The sequence below is a fragment of the Segatella copri genome, from assembly GCF_026015465.1.
In the GTDB taxonomy this organism is placed as follows: Bacteria; Bacteroidota; Bacteroidia; order Bacteroidales; family Bacteroidaceae; genus Prevotella; species Prevotella copri_E.
Genome location: NZ_JAPDUQ010000003.1, coordinates 239742 through 256130 on the forward strand (window position 1 = coordinate 239742; position 16389 = coordinate 256130).

Here is a 16389-nt window from a genome sequence, read left to right on the forward strand (position 1 = left end):
TTAAAATGATTTCTTAGAACTTATAGGCAGCCGAGGCTGTGATGAGGTTGGAGTTGCGCCGGGCAGTCTTGCTGGTGCTGGCTTTTTCCTGGTAGATATGCGAGAAGCCGTACTGGAACTGATAGCCCACGCTGGCATCTATCTTGCCGAAGGAATAACCTATCTTGATGCCTGCTTCTCCGCCAAAGAGACTGCGGCGGAGATGGTTCTCATTCTTCCTGAAATCGTAGGTGGTGTTATAGCGGATGTAGGTGCCTTCGCCCTTGTACCCCTCCATGATGTTCATCGGATACATACCCTTGGTATGCATGGAGGTGAAGTACTCGTAATAGACGCCCACCTGCGGCTTGATCCACAATCCCTTCTCGTGGTAAGGATTATGGAGGAGATAGTAGCCCACATGGAGCGGGATGCTGATGAAGTTGTTGTTGTATCGGGTGTTCCAGGAATCACCGCCGAGGTTCTGATACAGGTAGTCGCGCTGAACGAAGCGGATGCCCGTCCCTACCGCCAGCTGATCTACGATATTGTATTCAGCACCGATGGCAGCCGTGAAACCCGGTCGCACCTTATAATAAGTCTCCGACAAGCCCGATACATCCGTATCGAGCACACTGCAACTGACACCAGCTTCTGCCTCCACCTTCCAGCGGTAGGAGGTCTGCTGTGCCAGAATGCCCTGGCAGCAGAAGCCAAGGGCTATGGCTAAATATACCTTTCTCATTTCTTTTCAAAAATCTTGCAAGCCTTGTTTCCTGCGATATAAGCTACGTATGCTTTTGCATACACTCTTGGTCGTCAAGTTTGGCAAAGCCATTTTGTAATTGCCCTTCAGGGTGGTCATACCCAAGTAGTAGAGGCTAATAGGGTAGAACTCTGGGGAGAAGAACTTTTGCTTGTTGAACTTGTTGCGTAAATCGGCTTGTGAATAGTACAATTCTCCATCCATCAACAGGCTGTCGAGCATTTCTTTGGCATTGTCAAGCGTGATGGTCAATCTTCTTATCCAACTAGTGTCAGTGCGCAGGTTCTCATCTACCATTTCCGTAGGGATGCCGCCTTTCAGTTCTGCAAAGTTCTTGAGGAAGTAAGTCAGAATGGTAGAGTTAAATAATGGTTCTGCATTTGGTAAAAAGTGGTAACCATCATAATTGTTGAGTATCAGAGTCCATAATTCCTCGAAAGAGGCTTGAGGACCATATTTATTGATGACATACTTCAGATATTGGGCTGCTTCCTCATGGGTAAAGCCCAATAGATTGGTAAATTCCGGCTTCAGAGTCAACATCTCTGCGATGTTATAGCCACTGGTTAAGTCATCCATGGTGACAGGCAGTACTCCTGTGCAGAAGCAGGTGCGGATGGTACCTTCGCCAATGCCTGCCTTGATAACCTTGAAGAATGTTCGTAGGAAACTTTCCCCTGTGGTCAGGTCCTGGTACAGCGAGTCCTTATAGACAACTAGTAGCTGGTTGGTAAAGTTGTCGTATTCATCTATTAATATATAAAGAGGTGGAAGATTATGGGAAGAGATAAACTCGCATACTTCAACCAACATGTTGGAGGCATTGCCATCCTCTCTGAACCTGAAATCTCCAAAAAGGTCTCTGTTGCGTTCCACCAATGTACGGAGTGGACTGCAATTCACGGCGTTGAAGTTCTTCTCGATGTCTTCCTTCTTGCTGGCAACGGAAGTTGTGGAAAAGTCATACCTTACAACGAGATATTGGTTGTGCTCGTTTGTTGGGTGTTCGCCAATCCAAGTTCCACCAAACAAATCTTTGAATTTTGTTGCCATGTTACGGTCGTAATAGTGAGCCAACATGGAAACGAGCAGACTCTTTCCGAATCTGCGAGGACGGAGAAAAACTGGTGCTTTGTAACGCTCAAGCAGTGGAATATAGTTGGTCTTGTCCACATAATAATATCCCTTGTGGCGAATCTCAGCAAAGTTCGCCACAGCGTATGGAATGGTAATATCTGCCTGTGAGTATGTCATGGTCTATCTCCTTTTTGTTGCAAATGTACGATTTTTATTTATTACTACCAAATAAAATCGAAAGATTTTGTTTAATATAGTAATACCAGTCCGGCAAAAGCCGAGTAGAGTATCATGCGGATAGGATTGATCTTCATCACCTTCACGCCGATAAAGGTGGCAAAGAAGAGGGCGATGGAGATATAGAATCTCCAAGGATCTTCGGGAGTAGAAAAGTTCTCGCCATTCATCAGAAGCAGGGCTGCGGCTCCTACCAGACCGACAATGGCTGGGCGAAGACCGATGAAGATGCTCTGGACGGCTGTGGTGTTCATATACTTGTACAGCATCTTGCTGATAAGAATCATCAAAACCAAGGATGGGAGAACCAGCGCAAAGGTCGCCATGGCACTTCCGAGTACAGCCATCATGCCACTCATGCCGGCATTATGGACAGCTGTATAGCCACAATAGGTGGCGGTGTTGATACCGATAGGTCCCGGTGTCATCTGAGAGATGGCAACCACATCGGTAAACTCTTGCATCGTCATCCAATGATACTGCGTAACAACCTGTCCCTGAATCAGGGATATCATGGAATAGCCTCCTCCGAATCCGAAGATGCCTATCTGAATGAATACGATGAAAAGCTGAAGAAATATCATATATATATAATAATGTGTAAAGTTAATAGGGCATTCCTACAATAAGGCGTAGCCCCTATAAACTATTAACTATAAACTTTTAACTAATCTTATTCCGTTGGCTGGATAAACTGTCCATAGATGTAGCCACCTACGGCAGCTGCGATAATCACCCAGATTGGGTTGACGCCCAAAAGCCAGATCAGAAGGGCGGATAGAATAGGAATCCAGCAGTTGACAAGCGAAATACCGGCACTCTTGGCAAGCGAGAATGTAGGTACGGCTATCAATGCCACGACGGCAGGACGGATGCCTGCAAACATGGCAGCAACTACCTTGTTGTCTTCAAACTGATGGAAAAACATAGCTATCGCTAAGATAATAAGGAACGATGGCAACGAAGCGCCGAGGGTGCAGACGATGGCTCCCGGTGTCTTTGCCAACTTATATCCGAGCAGGGAACTCATATTGATGGCCAAGGCTCCCGGACAAACCTGGGTCGTAGCGATGGCATCCAAGAATTCCTCCTTCGTCATCCAATGATGCTTGTCGACGACTTCGGATTCTATAATAGGAATCATGGCATAGCCACCACCAAAGGTGACTATGCCAATCTTCATAAATGTCTTAAATAATGAAATATACTTCATTATAGTTTATAATTTATAGTTTATAGTTTACGGCAATCTTGCTTTCAACTATAAACTATTAACTTTTAACTATGATTTTACTCTTTCTTCAATCCACTGACGTGCATTGACAAATGCCTCAATCCAAGGAGTTACCTCGTCGTTGCGGCGATCGGCTGGATACCAGGCGTTCTGCCATGGGAAGATGGCACGCTCCAAGTGTGGCATCATAGCCAAGTGGCGACCATCTGCAGAGCAGATACCTGCTACATTGTAGTCACTGCCGTTAGGATTACCTGGATACTCAGCGTAGTTGTACTTCGCAATGATGTTGTAGTGATCCTCTGGCTCTGGCAAGTAGAAACGGCCCTCGCCGTGAGCTACCCAGATACCGAGCTTATCACCGCTCAGGCTACCGAACATCACACTGTCGTTCTGAGGAATAGTCAGACCGAGGAATGTACTCTCGAACTTCTTAGATGTGTTGTGGCAGAGGTGTGAACGATGCTTGTGCTCAGGATTGATGAGGTTCAACTCAACCATCAGCTGGCAACCGTTGCAGATACCGAGTGAAAGGGTATCCTCACGGGCATAGAACTTATCGAGTGCCTCTTTAGCCTTAGGATTGTAGAGGAATGCACCAGCCCAACCCTTGGCAGAACCGAGAACATCGGAGTTAGAGAAACCACCGCAGAATACGATAAAGTTTACATCCTCCAGAGTCTCACGACCGGAAATCAAGTCGGTCATCATCACATCCTTTACATCGAAGCCGGCGAGATACATAGAGTATGCCATCTCACGCTCACCATTGGTACCCTTCTCACGGATGATGGCTGCCTTGATGCCAGATGGCTTGCGACGGTTGGCGTCGAGGCTGTAGCTAGCGAGAGTTCCCTTGAAGCCGTAACCGAAGTTCATCTCGATAGGCTGCTTCTTATAGTTGGTGTAACGCTTCTTAGCCATACCGTTCATGCTCTGCTTGCGGTCGAGGAGGTAAGAGGTCTTATACCAGTCGTCGCGCAAAGCATCGATATCGAACTCGTGCTCGAAGCCTTCCTTCTTGATGATAATCTTGCGGAGCTCTGGAGCTGGATAACCAATCTTGGCATAACCGATACCGTTCTCATCGAAGAATGCTTTCAACTCGTCCTTGTGAGCATCGCTTACCTGGATGACAACACCTGGGTTCTCTGCGAAGAGAGTCTTGATGATGTCGGCATCTGCGATGTCGTGGAGGTTGATCTTCATACCACCCTCTACGTTGGCGAATGTCATCTCGAGGAGAGTTGTAATCAAACCACCGGCGCTGATATCGTGACCAGCCATTACCCAACCACGGTTGATGAGTTCCTGTACGGCGTTGAAGCAGTCAACGAAGTACTCTGGGTTCTTGACGGTAGGAACATCGCTGCCCACCTTGCCCAGACTCTGAGCGAAAGCAGAACCACCGAGACGCTGCTCGTCGAAACTGAAGTCGATATGGTAGAGGCTAGAGTTCTTGTCGTTAACGAGAACTGGGCTAACCACCTTCTTGACATCTGAAACCTCACCACCAGCACTTACGATAACGGTACCCGGAGCGATGATCTTCTCGCCGTTAGGATACTGCTGGGTCAAAGAGAGTGAGTCCTTACCTGTTGGTACGTTTACGTGGATGGCGCAGCAGAAGTCTGACAAAGCCTTCACACCCTCGTACAGACGGGCATCCTCACCCTTCTGACTGCGGCAAGGCCACATCCAGTTGGCTGAGAGGCTGATGCTGTCCATGCCATCTGCCAATGGAGCCCATACGATATTAGTCAATGACTCTGCTACAGAGAGTACTGAACCTGCCTTAGGATCGGCAAGACCAGCCTGAGGAGCATGACCCATTGCTGTTACGATACCCTTCTCGCCACGGTAGTCGAGTGCTACGACACCACAGTCTGAGAGTGGCAACTGAATCTGACCCTGACCCTGCTGACGGGCAATCTTACCTGTTACGGAACGGTCTACCTTGTTGGTCAACCAGTCCTTACAAGCCACAGCCTCCATCTGGAGAACACGCTGCAAGTACTCGTCGAGGTTATCTGCAGAATAAGTTACATCTTCATATTTACGCTCTACGGTCTCATCTACCATCACAGTCTTAGGAGTATGACCGAACATCTGAGCTACATCGAGGTCGAATGGCTTCACACCATCAGCCTGCTTGAAGCAGAAGTGAGCATCGCCAGTAGTCTCACCAACCACGTACATTGGAGCACGCTCACGGTCGGCAATCTTCTGAACCTCGCTGATATGCTTCTCGTCGATGAGCAAGCCCATGCGCTCCTGGCTCTCGTTGGCGATGATTTCCTTGGCGCTCAAAGTCTTGTCGCCGATAGGCAACTTAGACATGTCGATTTCGCCACCGCACTCTTCTACCAACTCAGAGAGACAGTTCAAGTGACCGGCTGAACCATGGTCGTGGATGCTGACTACTGGGTTCTCGTCGTTCTCAACGAGTGCACGAACCAGGTTGTAGGCACGCTTCTGCATCTCAGGGTTGGCACGCTGAACAGCGTTCAACTCGATACCGTTGCTGTAACGGCCTGTATCTACAGAAGAAACAGAACCACCACCGAGACCGATGCGATAGTTGTCACCACCTACTACGACAACCTTGTTGCCCTTCTGTGGCTCACCCTTCTTATAGTCACGCTTCTTGCCGTAGCCTACACCACCGGCAAGCATGATTACCTTATCGTATGCATACTTCTCACCATTCTCCTCGTGCTCGAATGTAAGCACAGAACCAGTGATGAGAGGCTGACCGAACTTGTTACCGAAGTCTGATGCACCGTTGGAAGCCTTGATCAGAATCTGCTCAGGAGTCTGATAGAGCCACTTACGTACTGGCATGATATCTTCCCAGTCGCGCTCAACATCGCTCTTGCCGTTGTCATCCTTCAGGCGAGGATAAGCAGTCATGTAGCAGGCAGTACCTGCGATAGGCCATGAACCTACACCACCACCCATACGGTCGCGGATTTCACCACCCGTACCGGTAGCAGCACCATTGAAAGGCTCTACGGTAGTAGGGAAGTTGTGAGTCTCAGCCTTCAGAGAGATAACACTCTCGATATCCTTCACCTGGAAGAAATCGCTGGTAGTCTGATCGGCTGGAGCAAACTGCTCGATAACAGGACCCTGAGAGAAAGCCACGTTGTCCTTGTAAGCAGAGAGAATCTTGTTAGGATTCTCGTTGGTGGTCTTCTTAATCATGTTGAAGAGAGAAGACTCCATCTCCTTACCGTCGATGATAAACTGGCCGCCGAAGATCTTGTGGCGGCAGTGCTCTGAGTTAATCTGTGCGAAACCGAAGATTTCGCTGTCGGTGAGAGGGCGTCCGTTCTCTTTCTCCAGCTTGTGGAGATAAGCCATTTCGTCCTCGCTGAGGGCAAGACCCTCTTCCTCGTTATACTTCTCGAGGTCATCGACGTACTTGATAGGTTCTGGCTGGTGGTTCACGGTGAACACATCCTGCCCGATACCGTTGTACATACGCTGGAGCATAGGGTCGTGCTCAGCGTCTTCGCTATCTACAGGGAAGTACTCCTCGATACGCGAAATGCCGTTAAGACTCATGTTCTGAGTAATCTCAACGGCATTCGTACTCCAAGGAGTAATCATTTCACGGCGTGGGCCGACATAGAAGCCCTGCAACTGCTGGGCGTCCTCTAAAGTCGCGTCACCATAAAGCCAACAAAGTTCATTGATTTCGTCCTGAGATGGTTTGTGGTCAATCTCGGTCGCAATCACACTCTTAGATGGAGTTCTAAAAAAAAGAATCATACTTGCTTTCTTTTATATTATTAATGTATTTATTTCTTTTCGAGTGCAAAGATAGTGCAATTTCAAGACACTACAAAATAAAACACTGTTTTTTATGTTTTTTTTGTTGAGATTTGGGCTATTCTTACCTTGAGAGGCTATATTTGACGGTTTAGCTATAAGAAAAGTGCTTTCTGTTGCCTTTTTTGGTTAAAAAGGTGATAAATAAAGATTTAGAGGTTAAAAATGTCTAAATGCATTTGACAAATATTGTTTATTCGAGTCTTATCTGTAACTTTGCAAGTGAAAGAAGTGAATCAGTTTCTATAATGCCCTAAAATGTAGAAGCTTCCGGATAACAGATAAAAGCCGGGAGAACTCTAATATAATAGGAGGTAGAAAGCGACGTTAATATACTATAATCAATTAATAATAACAAGAAAATTTAAATTAGTAAGAATATGAAACAGACAAAGTTAATGGTAATGGCAATGATGGCTGTAGCTCTGATGGCTACAAGCTGTGCAAGTAAGAAGGATCTTCAGAATTGCCAGAATGAGAATAAGGAATTGTCAAGCAACTATCAGGCTACCAAGGAAAAACTGGCAGCTACAGAGGCTAGTCTGGCAGCAGCCCAGGAGCAGCTCGCTACTGCAAAGAGCGATTATGCTAAGTTGCAGAACTCACTTGACAAGAGTTTGAATAATGCAAGCCAGAACAACGTGAGCATTGAGAAACTCGTTGACCAGATCAACGAGAGTAACCAGTATATCCGCCACCTGGTTGAGGTAAAGAGCAAGAGCGATTCGCTCAACATGGTTCTTACCAACAACCTGACCCGCTCTTTGAGCAAGGAAGAGATGAAGGAGGTTGATGTTCTGGTTCTGAAGGGTGTAGTTTACATTTCTCTGGCTGACAATATGCTCTATCAGAGTGGTAGCTATGAGGTGAACAGCCGTGCTCAGGAAACATTGAGCAAGATTGCTAAGATCATCACAGACTACAAGGATTACGACGTGCTCGTAGAGGGTAATACCGATAACGTACCAGTAAGCACTACAAGTGCCAAGATGAAGAATATCCGCAACAACTGGGACCTCTCTGCTCTCCGTGCAGCTTCTGTTGTTCAGTACTTGCAGGATCACTTCGGTGTAAATCCTAAGCGCCTTACTGCTGGTGGTCGCGGTGAGTACAACCCTGTAACAACTAACGATACAGAGGTAGGCAAGCAGCGCAACCGCCGCACTCAGATTATCATCACTCCTAAGCTCGACCAGTTCATGGACTTGATTGACAAGGCTCCAGAGGAGAAGTAAAAAGGCTATTTAAAGGTAAAAAGGTAAAAAAGTAAATAAGTAGAGGCATCAATGAGTTTTCGGGCTCATTGATGCCTTTTTAGGTATAAATATACAGATTTTATGTTTTGAGTACGTAAAAAAGTACTTTTTGTTATCATTTTGCTAGAATTATTCTTAATTTCCTTTCTTTTCTTGATTATTTTTATTAATTTTGCAGGCAAAATATCAAGGGCCCACTTGGCTGCCCTGATCATTGTACATTGTAAATTATTAATTATACATTATATTGTGTTATGGAAAAGATTAAGATGACAACTCCATTGGTAGAGATGGACGGTGATGAGATGACAAGAATTCTCTGGAAGATGATTAAGGATGAACTCATTCTTCCTTTCGTTGATTTGAAGTCTGAGTATTATGATCTCGGTCTGCCTTATCGCGACCAGACCAATGACCAGGTAACCATCGACTCTGCTGAGGCGGCTAAGAAATATGGCGTGGCTGTGAAGTGTGCTACTATCACTCCTAATGCACAGCGTATGGACGAGTATAAACTCCACAAAATGTGGAAGAGCCCTAATGGAACTATCCGTAGCATCATGGACGGTACCGTGTTCCGTGCTCCTATCACTATCCCTAGCATCCACCCTTGTGTAAAGAACTGGGAGAAGCCTATTACCATCGCCCGTCATGCTTACGGCGATGTATACAAGAGCGTGGAACTTCGTGCTGATGAGCCAGGTACAGCCAAACTCGTGTTCGAGGGTAAGAGTGGCAAGAAGCAGGAGATTGAGATTCATTCTTTCGATGGCGCCGGCGTTATCCAGGGCATGCACAATACTGATAAGAGTATCCGCAGCTTTGCTCACAGCTGCTTCAAGTTTGCCATTGATACCAAGCAGGATCTCTGGTTTGCTACCAAGGATACCATCTCTAAGACTTATGATGCCCAGTTCCGTAAAATCTTTGAGGAAGTATATGAGAGCGACTATAAAGAGAAGTTTGCAGAACTCGGTATCGAGTATTTCTATACATTGATTGATGATGCAGTGGCTCGTGTTATCCGCAGCAAGGGCGGTTTCATCTGGGCTTGCAAGAACTATGACGGTGATGTGATGAGTGATATGCTCAGTACAGCTTTCGGTTCTCTGGCAATGATGACTTCCGTATTGGTTTCTCCTGACGGCAAGTATGAGTATGAGGCAGCTCACGGTACCGTGACCCGTCACTACTATCGCTACCTGAAGGGTGAAGATACATCTACTAACCCTATGGCTACCATCTTTGCATGGAGCGGTGCGTTGAGAAAGCGTGGCGAACTGGATGGCATCAAGGAACTTCAGAACTTTGGCGACCAGCTGGAGGCTGCATGTTTCGATACATTGAACGACGGTATCGCTACCAAGGATCTCGTAAACCTGATGGAAGGTGTTGAGGCTAAGGCTGTAAACTCTGCCAGCTTTATCGCTGCCATCCGCGAGCGTCTGGAAAAGCGATTGGCATAAAAACAATAAGACCTGGGGTGATTAACCTCAGGTCTTATTGTTTTAGTTATTTTTAGTTTAAATCTTGATTCTTTTTCTTGCGTTTACGCAAAGCGTCTGAATAAACCTTAAACAAATGAATGTTCAGCAACTGACAGATATGGTAAAGCATACCCGTATCTATAGTGGCTCTTCTGTATACCTTATATATATTAGTACGATGGCAGCCTAGTTTTTCAGCAAGCCATACTGTAGTCTTGCCTTGCTTGTTTAATTCCTCTTTGATGATTTTACCGATTAAGGGAATTGCATTTACTTTATCTTTCATACTCTTTCAGTTGTGTTATATGCTCACTTATAGTTATATCGGGTGCAAAAGTAGTATTTCTGTTTCTAACTAGCAAAGAAACATGTAGCGAATTTGGAACACTAAGTTAAAATGTGTAACAAAATCCCCGTTTTTTTATATTTTTTTTCTCTAAAGAACTAAATGTCACGAAATTGTAACCGAATGTAACGCTTATTACGAAAGAAAATTCGTAATTTTGCAGCGGTATTTTAAATAACATGAAATATGGAAGAGAATATGAAAAGAATACTTGTTGTTGATGATGAGCAAGACTTGTGTGAGATTCTGAAATTCAATCTCGAAACAGAAGGATATGAGGTAGAGACTGCCAATTCGGCAGAAGAGGCTTTGGAGATGGACATTGCTTCGTTCGACCTGCTGCTGTTGGATGTCATGATGGGTGGAATGAGCGGCTTCCAGCTGGCTAAGCAGTTGAAGGGCAATCCGATGACAGCCAATGTTCCAATCATCTTCCTTACTGCCCGTGATACGGAAAACGATACGGTGACAGGATTCAATATCGGTGCCGATGATTATATCTCGAAACCTTTCTCTATCCGAGAGGTGATGGTCAGAGTGCGTGCCGTCTTGCGCCGTACGGCTGAACAGGCTGGCGATGCTGATGAATCGAAGATCATCAACTATCAGGGACTGCAACTGAATCTTGACAAGAAGACGGTGAGCATCGATGGTGAGGCTATCCCTTTCACCAAGACCGAGTTCGAACTCCTGCGTCTTTTCCTCGAAGAGCGCGGCAAGGTGTTCTCACGTCAGGAGCTTATCGACCGGGTATGGCCTAAGGATGTGATGGTACTCGACCGCACGGTGGATGTCAACATCACCCGTATGAGAAAGAAAATTGGTAAGTTTGCCAAGTGTATCGTTACCCGTCTGGGGTTCGGTTATTATTTTGATGCGTAATCAAAATGTTTAAGTTAAATAGTGTAGGTAGAAAGTTGTACTTCAGTGTACTGGCGGTGTTCCTTGTGTTCGCCGTCAGTTTTATCGTGTTCCAGCAGGCACGAGAGAAACAGTATAAAATAGGTACGCTTACTATCAAGCTGGAAAATTATAATGAACTGCTGGCAGAAGATCTGGCGCTCTCTCCTGGTGAAGGAATTATTCTGCAGGATAGCATCCACAATAGGGATGTGACTGTGGCTCATGAGAAGTTGCAGGCTTTTGTCCGAGAACATGAAAGCAAGGATCTTCGTGTTACGCTGGTGCGCCCTAACGGTAAGGTGATTTATGACAATATGAGTTCCGACTATGATCATTTTGCCAACCATGCCAAACGGGAGGAAATAGCAGAAGCCTTGAAAAACAGGGTAGGCTCAAGCGTGGAGCGACAGTCTAAAACCCTGAAGCATGATTATTTCTATGTGGCTTCTTATTTTCCGGAAAGCAAGCTCATCATCCGTACGGCACTACCTTACAATAATGATTTGGCAAAATCGCTGCAGGCCGACCAGCATTTCATCTGGTTTGCCATCGTAGCTGTCATTCTGCTTACCATCGTGCTTTACCGTTTTACGGACCGTCTGGCTAAGAATGTTTCCAAACTGAGCATCTTTGCTTATAAGGCAGACCACAACGAGAGTCTAGAGGTGGAAGATCTCGCCAAGTTCCCTAACGATGAGTTGGGCGAGATAGCTGAGCGCATCATCAAGATGTATAAGCGCATACAGACCACCCGACGTGAACAGGATGTACTGAAGCGGCAGCTTACCCAGAATATCGCTCACGAGCTGAAGACTCCTGTAGCAAGTATTCAGGGGTATCTGGAAACGATACTCGACAATCCGCATATCAACGAAGAGATGAAGTCGCAGTTTCTGCAGCGCTGTTATGCCCAGAGCGAGCGTCTCACCTCTCTGCTCCGCGACATCTCTACCCTGAACCGGTTGGATGACGGTTCGGATATGATAGATTTCGAGGCGGTAGACATTACGCAGATGGTGAGTGAAATAGCCCATGAGACGGCGCTGGAAAGAGAGTCACACAAGATGACTTTCGAGAATCTTCTTCCCGACCAGCATATTATCGTGAAGGGTAACCGTAGTCTGCTCTATAGTGTGTTCCGCAATCTTACCGACAATGCCATAGCTTATGCCGGCGAAGGGCGTAAGATAACGTTGAGTGCCAAGGAGCAGGGCAATAAGTGGCATTTCATCTTCTGTGATAATGGTCAGGGAGTTCCTGCCGAGCATCTCTCCCGTCTTTTTGAGCGTTTCTATCGGGTAGATAAGGGACGCAGCCGCAAGATGGGTGGCACCGGTTTGGGTCTTGCTATCGTCAAGAATGCCGTTCTCATACATGGCGGAACCATCCGTGTGAGCAATCAGCAGGAAGGCGGCTTGAAGTTTGAATTTACGCTTAAAAAGTAGGAATATGGCTATCTGTTAATCGGAAATAGTGTACAGGCGAATGAAGAACAGCTGACTAGCCGTACGCTCGCCAGTTGGCTGTTCTACTGCAACAGTCAGCGTAAATGCCTGTAAAAATGTTGTAAGTAAAGGATAAGAAAATACTCTTCACTCTTCACCTTTCCTTCGGAATCCCCAGTGTTTATGGGCGTTTCGAGGGGTGAAGAGTTTTTGGACACTCTTCACCCACTCTTCACCACTCTTCACCCTGGCTGGTTCGGCGGAGGGTGTGTCATAAGTTTATGATTCATCCTCTTCTTGTTGTTGGAAGAGTTAGAATATGTTGTTGGAAGAGTTAGGATATGTTGTTGAAACAGTCAGTATCTTCGGTCGCACAACAGCTGTTGTGCGCTTGCATAATAGCTGATATGCGCATGCACAACAGGTGATGTGCATGCGATGGTTAACTGTTATGCGCCAAACTATTATCCAGACTTATGGCACACCCTCCTTAGAGAAGCCTGGCGGTCTTGCATCTCTCCTTAACACCTAGCGGTCTTGCGCTGCAATTTACGCCTGTTGGTCTTTGGAATCGGTGAAGAGTGGTGAAGAGTGGGTGAAGAGTCGCTGCAAACTCTTCACCCCTCGGAATGCCGATAAACACAGGGGTTTCCGAAGGAAAGGTGAAGAGTGAAGAGTAAAAGCGTGTACGCTTGCAGATAAAAATGGGGCGCAAGCTGTTTCCAGAAAAGGAATCGCTTGCGCCCCTGATATTATTGCTTATGAGTAAATGAGCACCCTAAGATTAGAACTTGTAGATAGCACCAAATGAAATGTTGCTCGCATCTACGTTAAGTCCGAATGTTGATGAGTTGTCACCATGGTCAGGAGAATAACCTCTGTAACCGAGGAAACCTACCTTTGTGATGAAGTTTACGTGGTCTGAAAGCTTAACAGCCAAACCTGGCTTGATGCCTGCCTCGTAGGCATCGCCACCGCCCTTGCTGTAACTGCTGTAACCGATTGTACCCTCTACGAAGAGGTTAACCAACTTGGTTTCTACGGCTGTGTAACGTACGTAAGGAGCTACAGTGAATGTTGTAGATTCACCTACAGGAGAAAGCTTGCAAACTTCGCCCTTCTTGATACCAATTTCGAGACCAGCCTCCCACTTGTTGTTGAATTCGTAACCGATTTCAGGCATCAAGGTGTAAGCTGTCTTGCTGTCACCATCACCTATCTTGTTGCTGGAAATACCAGCTGTACCACCGATGTAAACCTGTGCGCTAGCGCAAACTGAAACGAGAGCCATAGCAAGGCTCAACATAATCTTCTTCATAATCAATCTTTTCTTTTAATTATTACTTTATTTTATCACTCTAATCAGGTAGCTTTTCAGCCCCTTTATTTATGATAGCAAAGCACATCCCAGACATGCCCTGCACTCTCTAATTCGGCGGCAAAGGTATAGGAAATAACTTGAAACTCAAAACTATTTCTCAGTTTTTCTTGCAAAACAAGCCGTATTGTTGATGTAAATCAAGAAAATCGGGCATGCTGAATGTATCTAAAGCTATTTCTGCTGCAAAGCTGCGATTTTTTAGTGAAACCGCCAAATAATATAAGGGAATATTTGGGCAAACCAACTTTTTTCTCTATCTTTGCATGAACAAACAGTTTGAATCTTTTTTTATTAATATCATAAATGAATCAATTTACAAAGCTGATAGCAGCCCAGCTCAATCTGAAGGAGCAGGCTGTAGAAAATACTCTGGCGCTGCTCGAAGAGGGCTGCACCATTCCGTTTATCTCGCGATACCGCAAGGAGAAAACCGGTAATATGGACGAGGTAAACATTGAAGCCATCGCACAGGCTAACGAGAAACTCTCTGAGATGGCGAAGAGAAAAGAGACTATCCTCAAAACCATCGAGGAACAGGGAAAGCTCTCGGATGAACTGAAAAAACGCATCGAACAGTGCTGGGATGCCACCGAACTGGAAGATATCTATCTTCCTTATAAGCCTAAGCGCCGCACCCGTGCACAGATAGCACGTGAGGCAGGCTTGGAGCCTCTGGCACAGCTGCTCCTCTTCCAGCGTGAGCGCAATCCGGAACAGGCTGCCAGGAAGTTTGTGGGCGATAAGGTGAAGGATGTGGAGGCTGCACTTCAGGGAGCCAAAGACATCATCGCTGAAACCGTAAGCGAAAATGAGCAGAGTCGCAATCAGATTCGCGGTGAGTTCAGACGCGGTGCCATCATCACTTCTAAGGTGGTAGCCAAGAAGAAGGATGAGGAAGAGGCGCAGCGCTTCTCCGACTATTTCGATTTCTCAGAACCATTGAAGAAATGTTCTTCGCACCGACTGCTGGCTATGCGTAGAGGCGAGGCAGCTGGATTCTTGCGTGTCAGCATCTCGGCTGATGATGAGCAGTGTCAGGATAAACTGAAGCGCCACTATGTACATGGTTTCGGTGAGTGCCAGACGCTGGTGGGTGAAGCGGTGGATGATGCCTTTAAGCGACTGCTGAAGCCTAGCATTGAAACCGAATTTGCTGCGCTCAGCAAGCAGAAGGCGGATGAGGAGGCTATTGTGGTCTTCGCCGAAAACCTGCGCCAGCTTCTGTTGGCGGCTCCTCTCGGACAGAAACGCGTGATGGCGGTTGACCCAGGTTTTGCCAATGGTTGCAAGACTTGCTGTCTCGATGCGCAGGGCAATCTGATTCATCATGAAATCGTTTATCCTCATCCTCCCCGCAACAGGAAGAGCGAGGCAACGGCTGCCATCCAGCGCATGGTTAAGATGTATCAGGTGGAGGCAATGGCTGTAGGTAACGGTACGGCAAGCCGCGAAACCAGCGACTGGCTGCATAGTATCGATTTCGTTCATCCGGTAGATATCTATGTGGTGAGCGAGGATGGCGCTTCTATCTATTCGGCTTCGAAGATTGCAAGAGATGAGTTCCCGGATGAGGATGTTACCGTGCGTGGTGCTGTGAGCATCGGACGAAGATTGATGGATCCGCTTGCTGAGTTGGTGAAGATTGATCCGAAGAGCATCGGTGTGGGACAGTATCAGCATGATGTGGATCAGACTCAGTTGAAGAAGAGTCTGGATACGGTGGTAATGAGTTGCGTGAACTCGGTGGGTGTCAACCTGAATACCGCATCGCAGCATCTGCTGACCTATGTGAGCGGTTTGGGACCTACGCTTGCCAAGAACATCGTGGAATATCGCCGCGAGAATGGAGCCTTCGCTTCCCGTGCCCAGTTGAAGAAGGTGCCACGTCTGGGTCCTTCAGCCTTTGAGCAGTGTGCCGGCTTCCTCCGCATTCCAGGCGCCAGGAATCCTTTGGATAACAGTGCCGTTCATCCGGAGCGCTATGCGCTGGTAGAGCAGATGGCGAAAGATCAGGGCGTAACGGTGAAGCAGCTGGTAGAAGACAAGGCGCTGCAGAAGAAGATTGATATCAGAAAATATGTGAGTGCTGAGGTGGGTATGCCTACTTTGACCGATATCATGGCTGAGCTTGACAAGCCGGGTTTGGATCCTCGTGGTGAGGTGGAGAAGTTTGAGTTTGATGCCAGCATCAAGGAGATAGAGGATTTGCAGGTGGGTATGGTTGTGCCGGGCATTGTTACCAACATTACCAAGTTTGGTGCCTTTGTAGATATAGGTGTCCACAACGATGGTCTGGTTCATGTATCCCAGATGTCAAACCGTTACATTCAGGATCCTTCTGAGGTGGTAAAGCTTCATGAGCATGTGATGGTGAGAGTGGCAGAAGTAGATTTGAAGCGCAAGCGCATCGCCTTGTCGATGAAGGGCGTGAAATAAAAAGG

At 46.7% G+C, this 16389-nt stretch carries 11 protein-coding genes and 1 pseudogene; 5 read left to right on the forward strand and 7 right to left on the reverse strand.

What is annotated here, in order from left to right:
- Positions 1-13: 13 nt before the first annotated feature.
- From ONT08_RS12130 to purL, 5 genes and pseudogenes are all read right to left on the reverse strand, one after another.
- Positions 14-724: a PorT family protein gene (locus tag ONT08_RS12130; protein WP_264960050.1), complete on the reverse strand. Its 711-nt coding sequence runs from the start codon at positions 722-724 to the stop codon at positions 14-16.
- 60 nt (positions 725-784) lie between these two features.
- A pseudogene (locus ONT08_RS12135) lies at positions 785-1999 on the reverse strand (ATP-binding protein); the annotation flags it as partial.
- Between the two features lie 71 nt (positions 2000-2070).
- Positions 2071-2643 carry a chromate transporter gene (locus tag ONT08_RS12140; protein WP_264960051.1) on the reverse strand — a complete coding sequence of 191 codons (573 nt, stop codon included), beginning with the start codon at positions 2641-2643 and terminating at the stop codon, positions 2071-2073.
- 89 nt (positions 2644-2732) lie between these two features.
- Positions 2733-3272, reverse strand: a complete 540-nt coding sequence (locus tag ONT08_RS12145; RefSeq protein ID WP_118200147.1) for a chromate transporter — start codon at positions 3270-3272, stop codon at positions 2733-2735.
- Between the two features lie 69 nt (positions 3273-3341).
- Positions 3342-7070, reverse strand: a complete 3729-nt coding sequence (purL, locus tag ONT08_RS12150; RefSeq protein ID WP_264960052.1) for a phosphoribosylformylglycinamidine synthase — start codon at positions 7068-7070, stop codon at positions 3342-3344.
- A 440-nt stretch (positions 7071-7510) separates the two neighbouring features.
- Between purL and ONT08_RS12155 the strand changes: the two genes are divergently transcribed.
- Positions 7511-8365, forward strand: coding sequence for an OmpA/MotB family protein (locus tag ONT08_RS12155; RefSeq protein ID WP_264960053.1), 855 nt, complete (start codon positions 7511-7513; stop codon positions 8363-8365).
- A 275-nt stretch (positions 8366-8640) separates the two neighbouring features.
- Positions 8641-9852, forward strand: a complete 1212-nt coding sequence (locus tag ONT08_RS12160) for an NADP-dependent isocitrate dehydrogenase (RefSeq protein WP_118200150.1) — start codon at positions 8641-8643, stop codon at positions 9850-9852.
- A gap of 52 nt (positions 9853-9904) precedes the next feature.
- Here ONT08_RS12160 and ONT08_RS12165 read toward each other — a convergent pair whose 3' ends face one another.
- On the reverse strand, positions 9905-10159 hold the full coding sequence (locus ONT08_RS12165; protein ID WP_118200151.1) for an XRE family transcriptional regulator: 255 nt from the start codon (positions 10157-10159) through the stop codon (positions 9905-9907).
- A gap of 246 nt (positions 10160-10405) precedes the next feature.
- On the opposite strand from ONT08_RS12165, the gene ONT08_RS12170 reads away from it, so the two are divergent.
- Positions 10406-11101, forward strand: a complete 696-nt coding sequence (locus ONT08_RS12170; RefSeq protein ID WP_006848519.1) for a response regulator — start codon at positions 10406-10408, stop codon at positions 11099-11101.
- Between the two features lie 5 nt (positions 11102-11106).
- Entirely contained in the window at positions 11107-12567 is a 1461-nt protein-coding gene (locus ONT08_RS12175; RefSeq protein ID WP_117586955.1) for a sensor histidine kinase, read from the forward strand.
- A 784-nt stretch (positions 12568-13351) separates the two neighbouring features.
- On the opposite strand, the gene ONT08_RS12180 is transcribed toward ONT08_RS12175, so the two are convergent.
- On the reverse strand, positions 13352-13885 hold the full coding sequence (locus ONT08_RS12180) for an outer membrane beta-barrel protein (protein WP_117586956.1): 534 nt from the start codon (positions 13883-13885) through the stop codon (positions 13352-13354).
- A gap of 366 nt (positions 13886-14251) precedes the next feature.
- Here ONT08_RS12180 and ONT08_RS12185 point away from each other — a divergent pair, with 366 nt between their 5' ends.
- Positions 14252-16384 (forward strand): Tex family protein, encoded by a 2133-nt coding sequence (locus tag ONT08_RS12185; RefSeq protein WP_118254670.1) that lies wholly within the window; start codon positions 14252-14254, stop codon positions 16382-16384.
- Positions 16385-16389 lie beyond the last annotated feature (5 nt).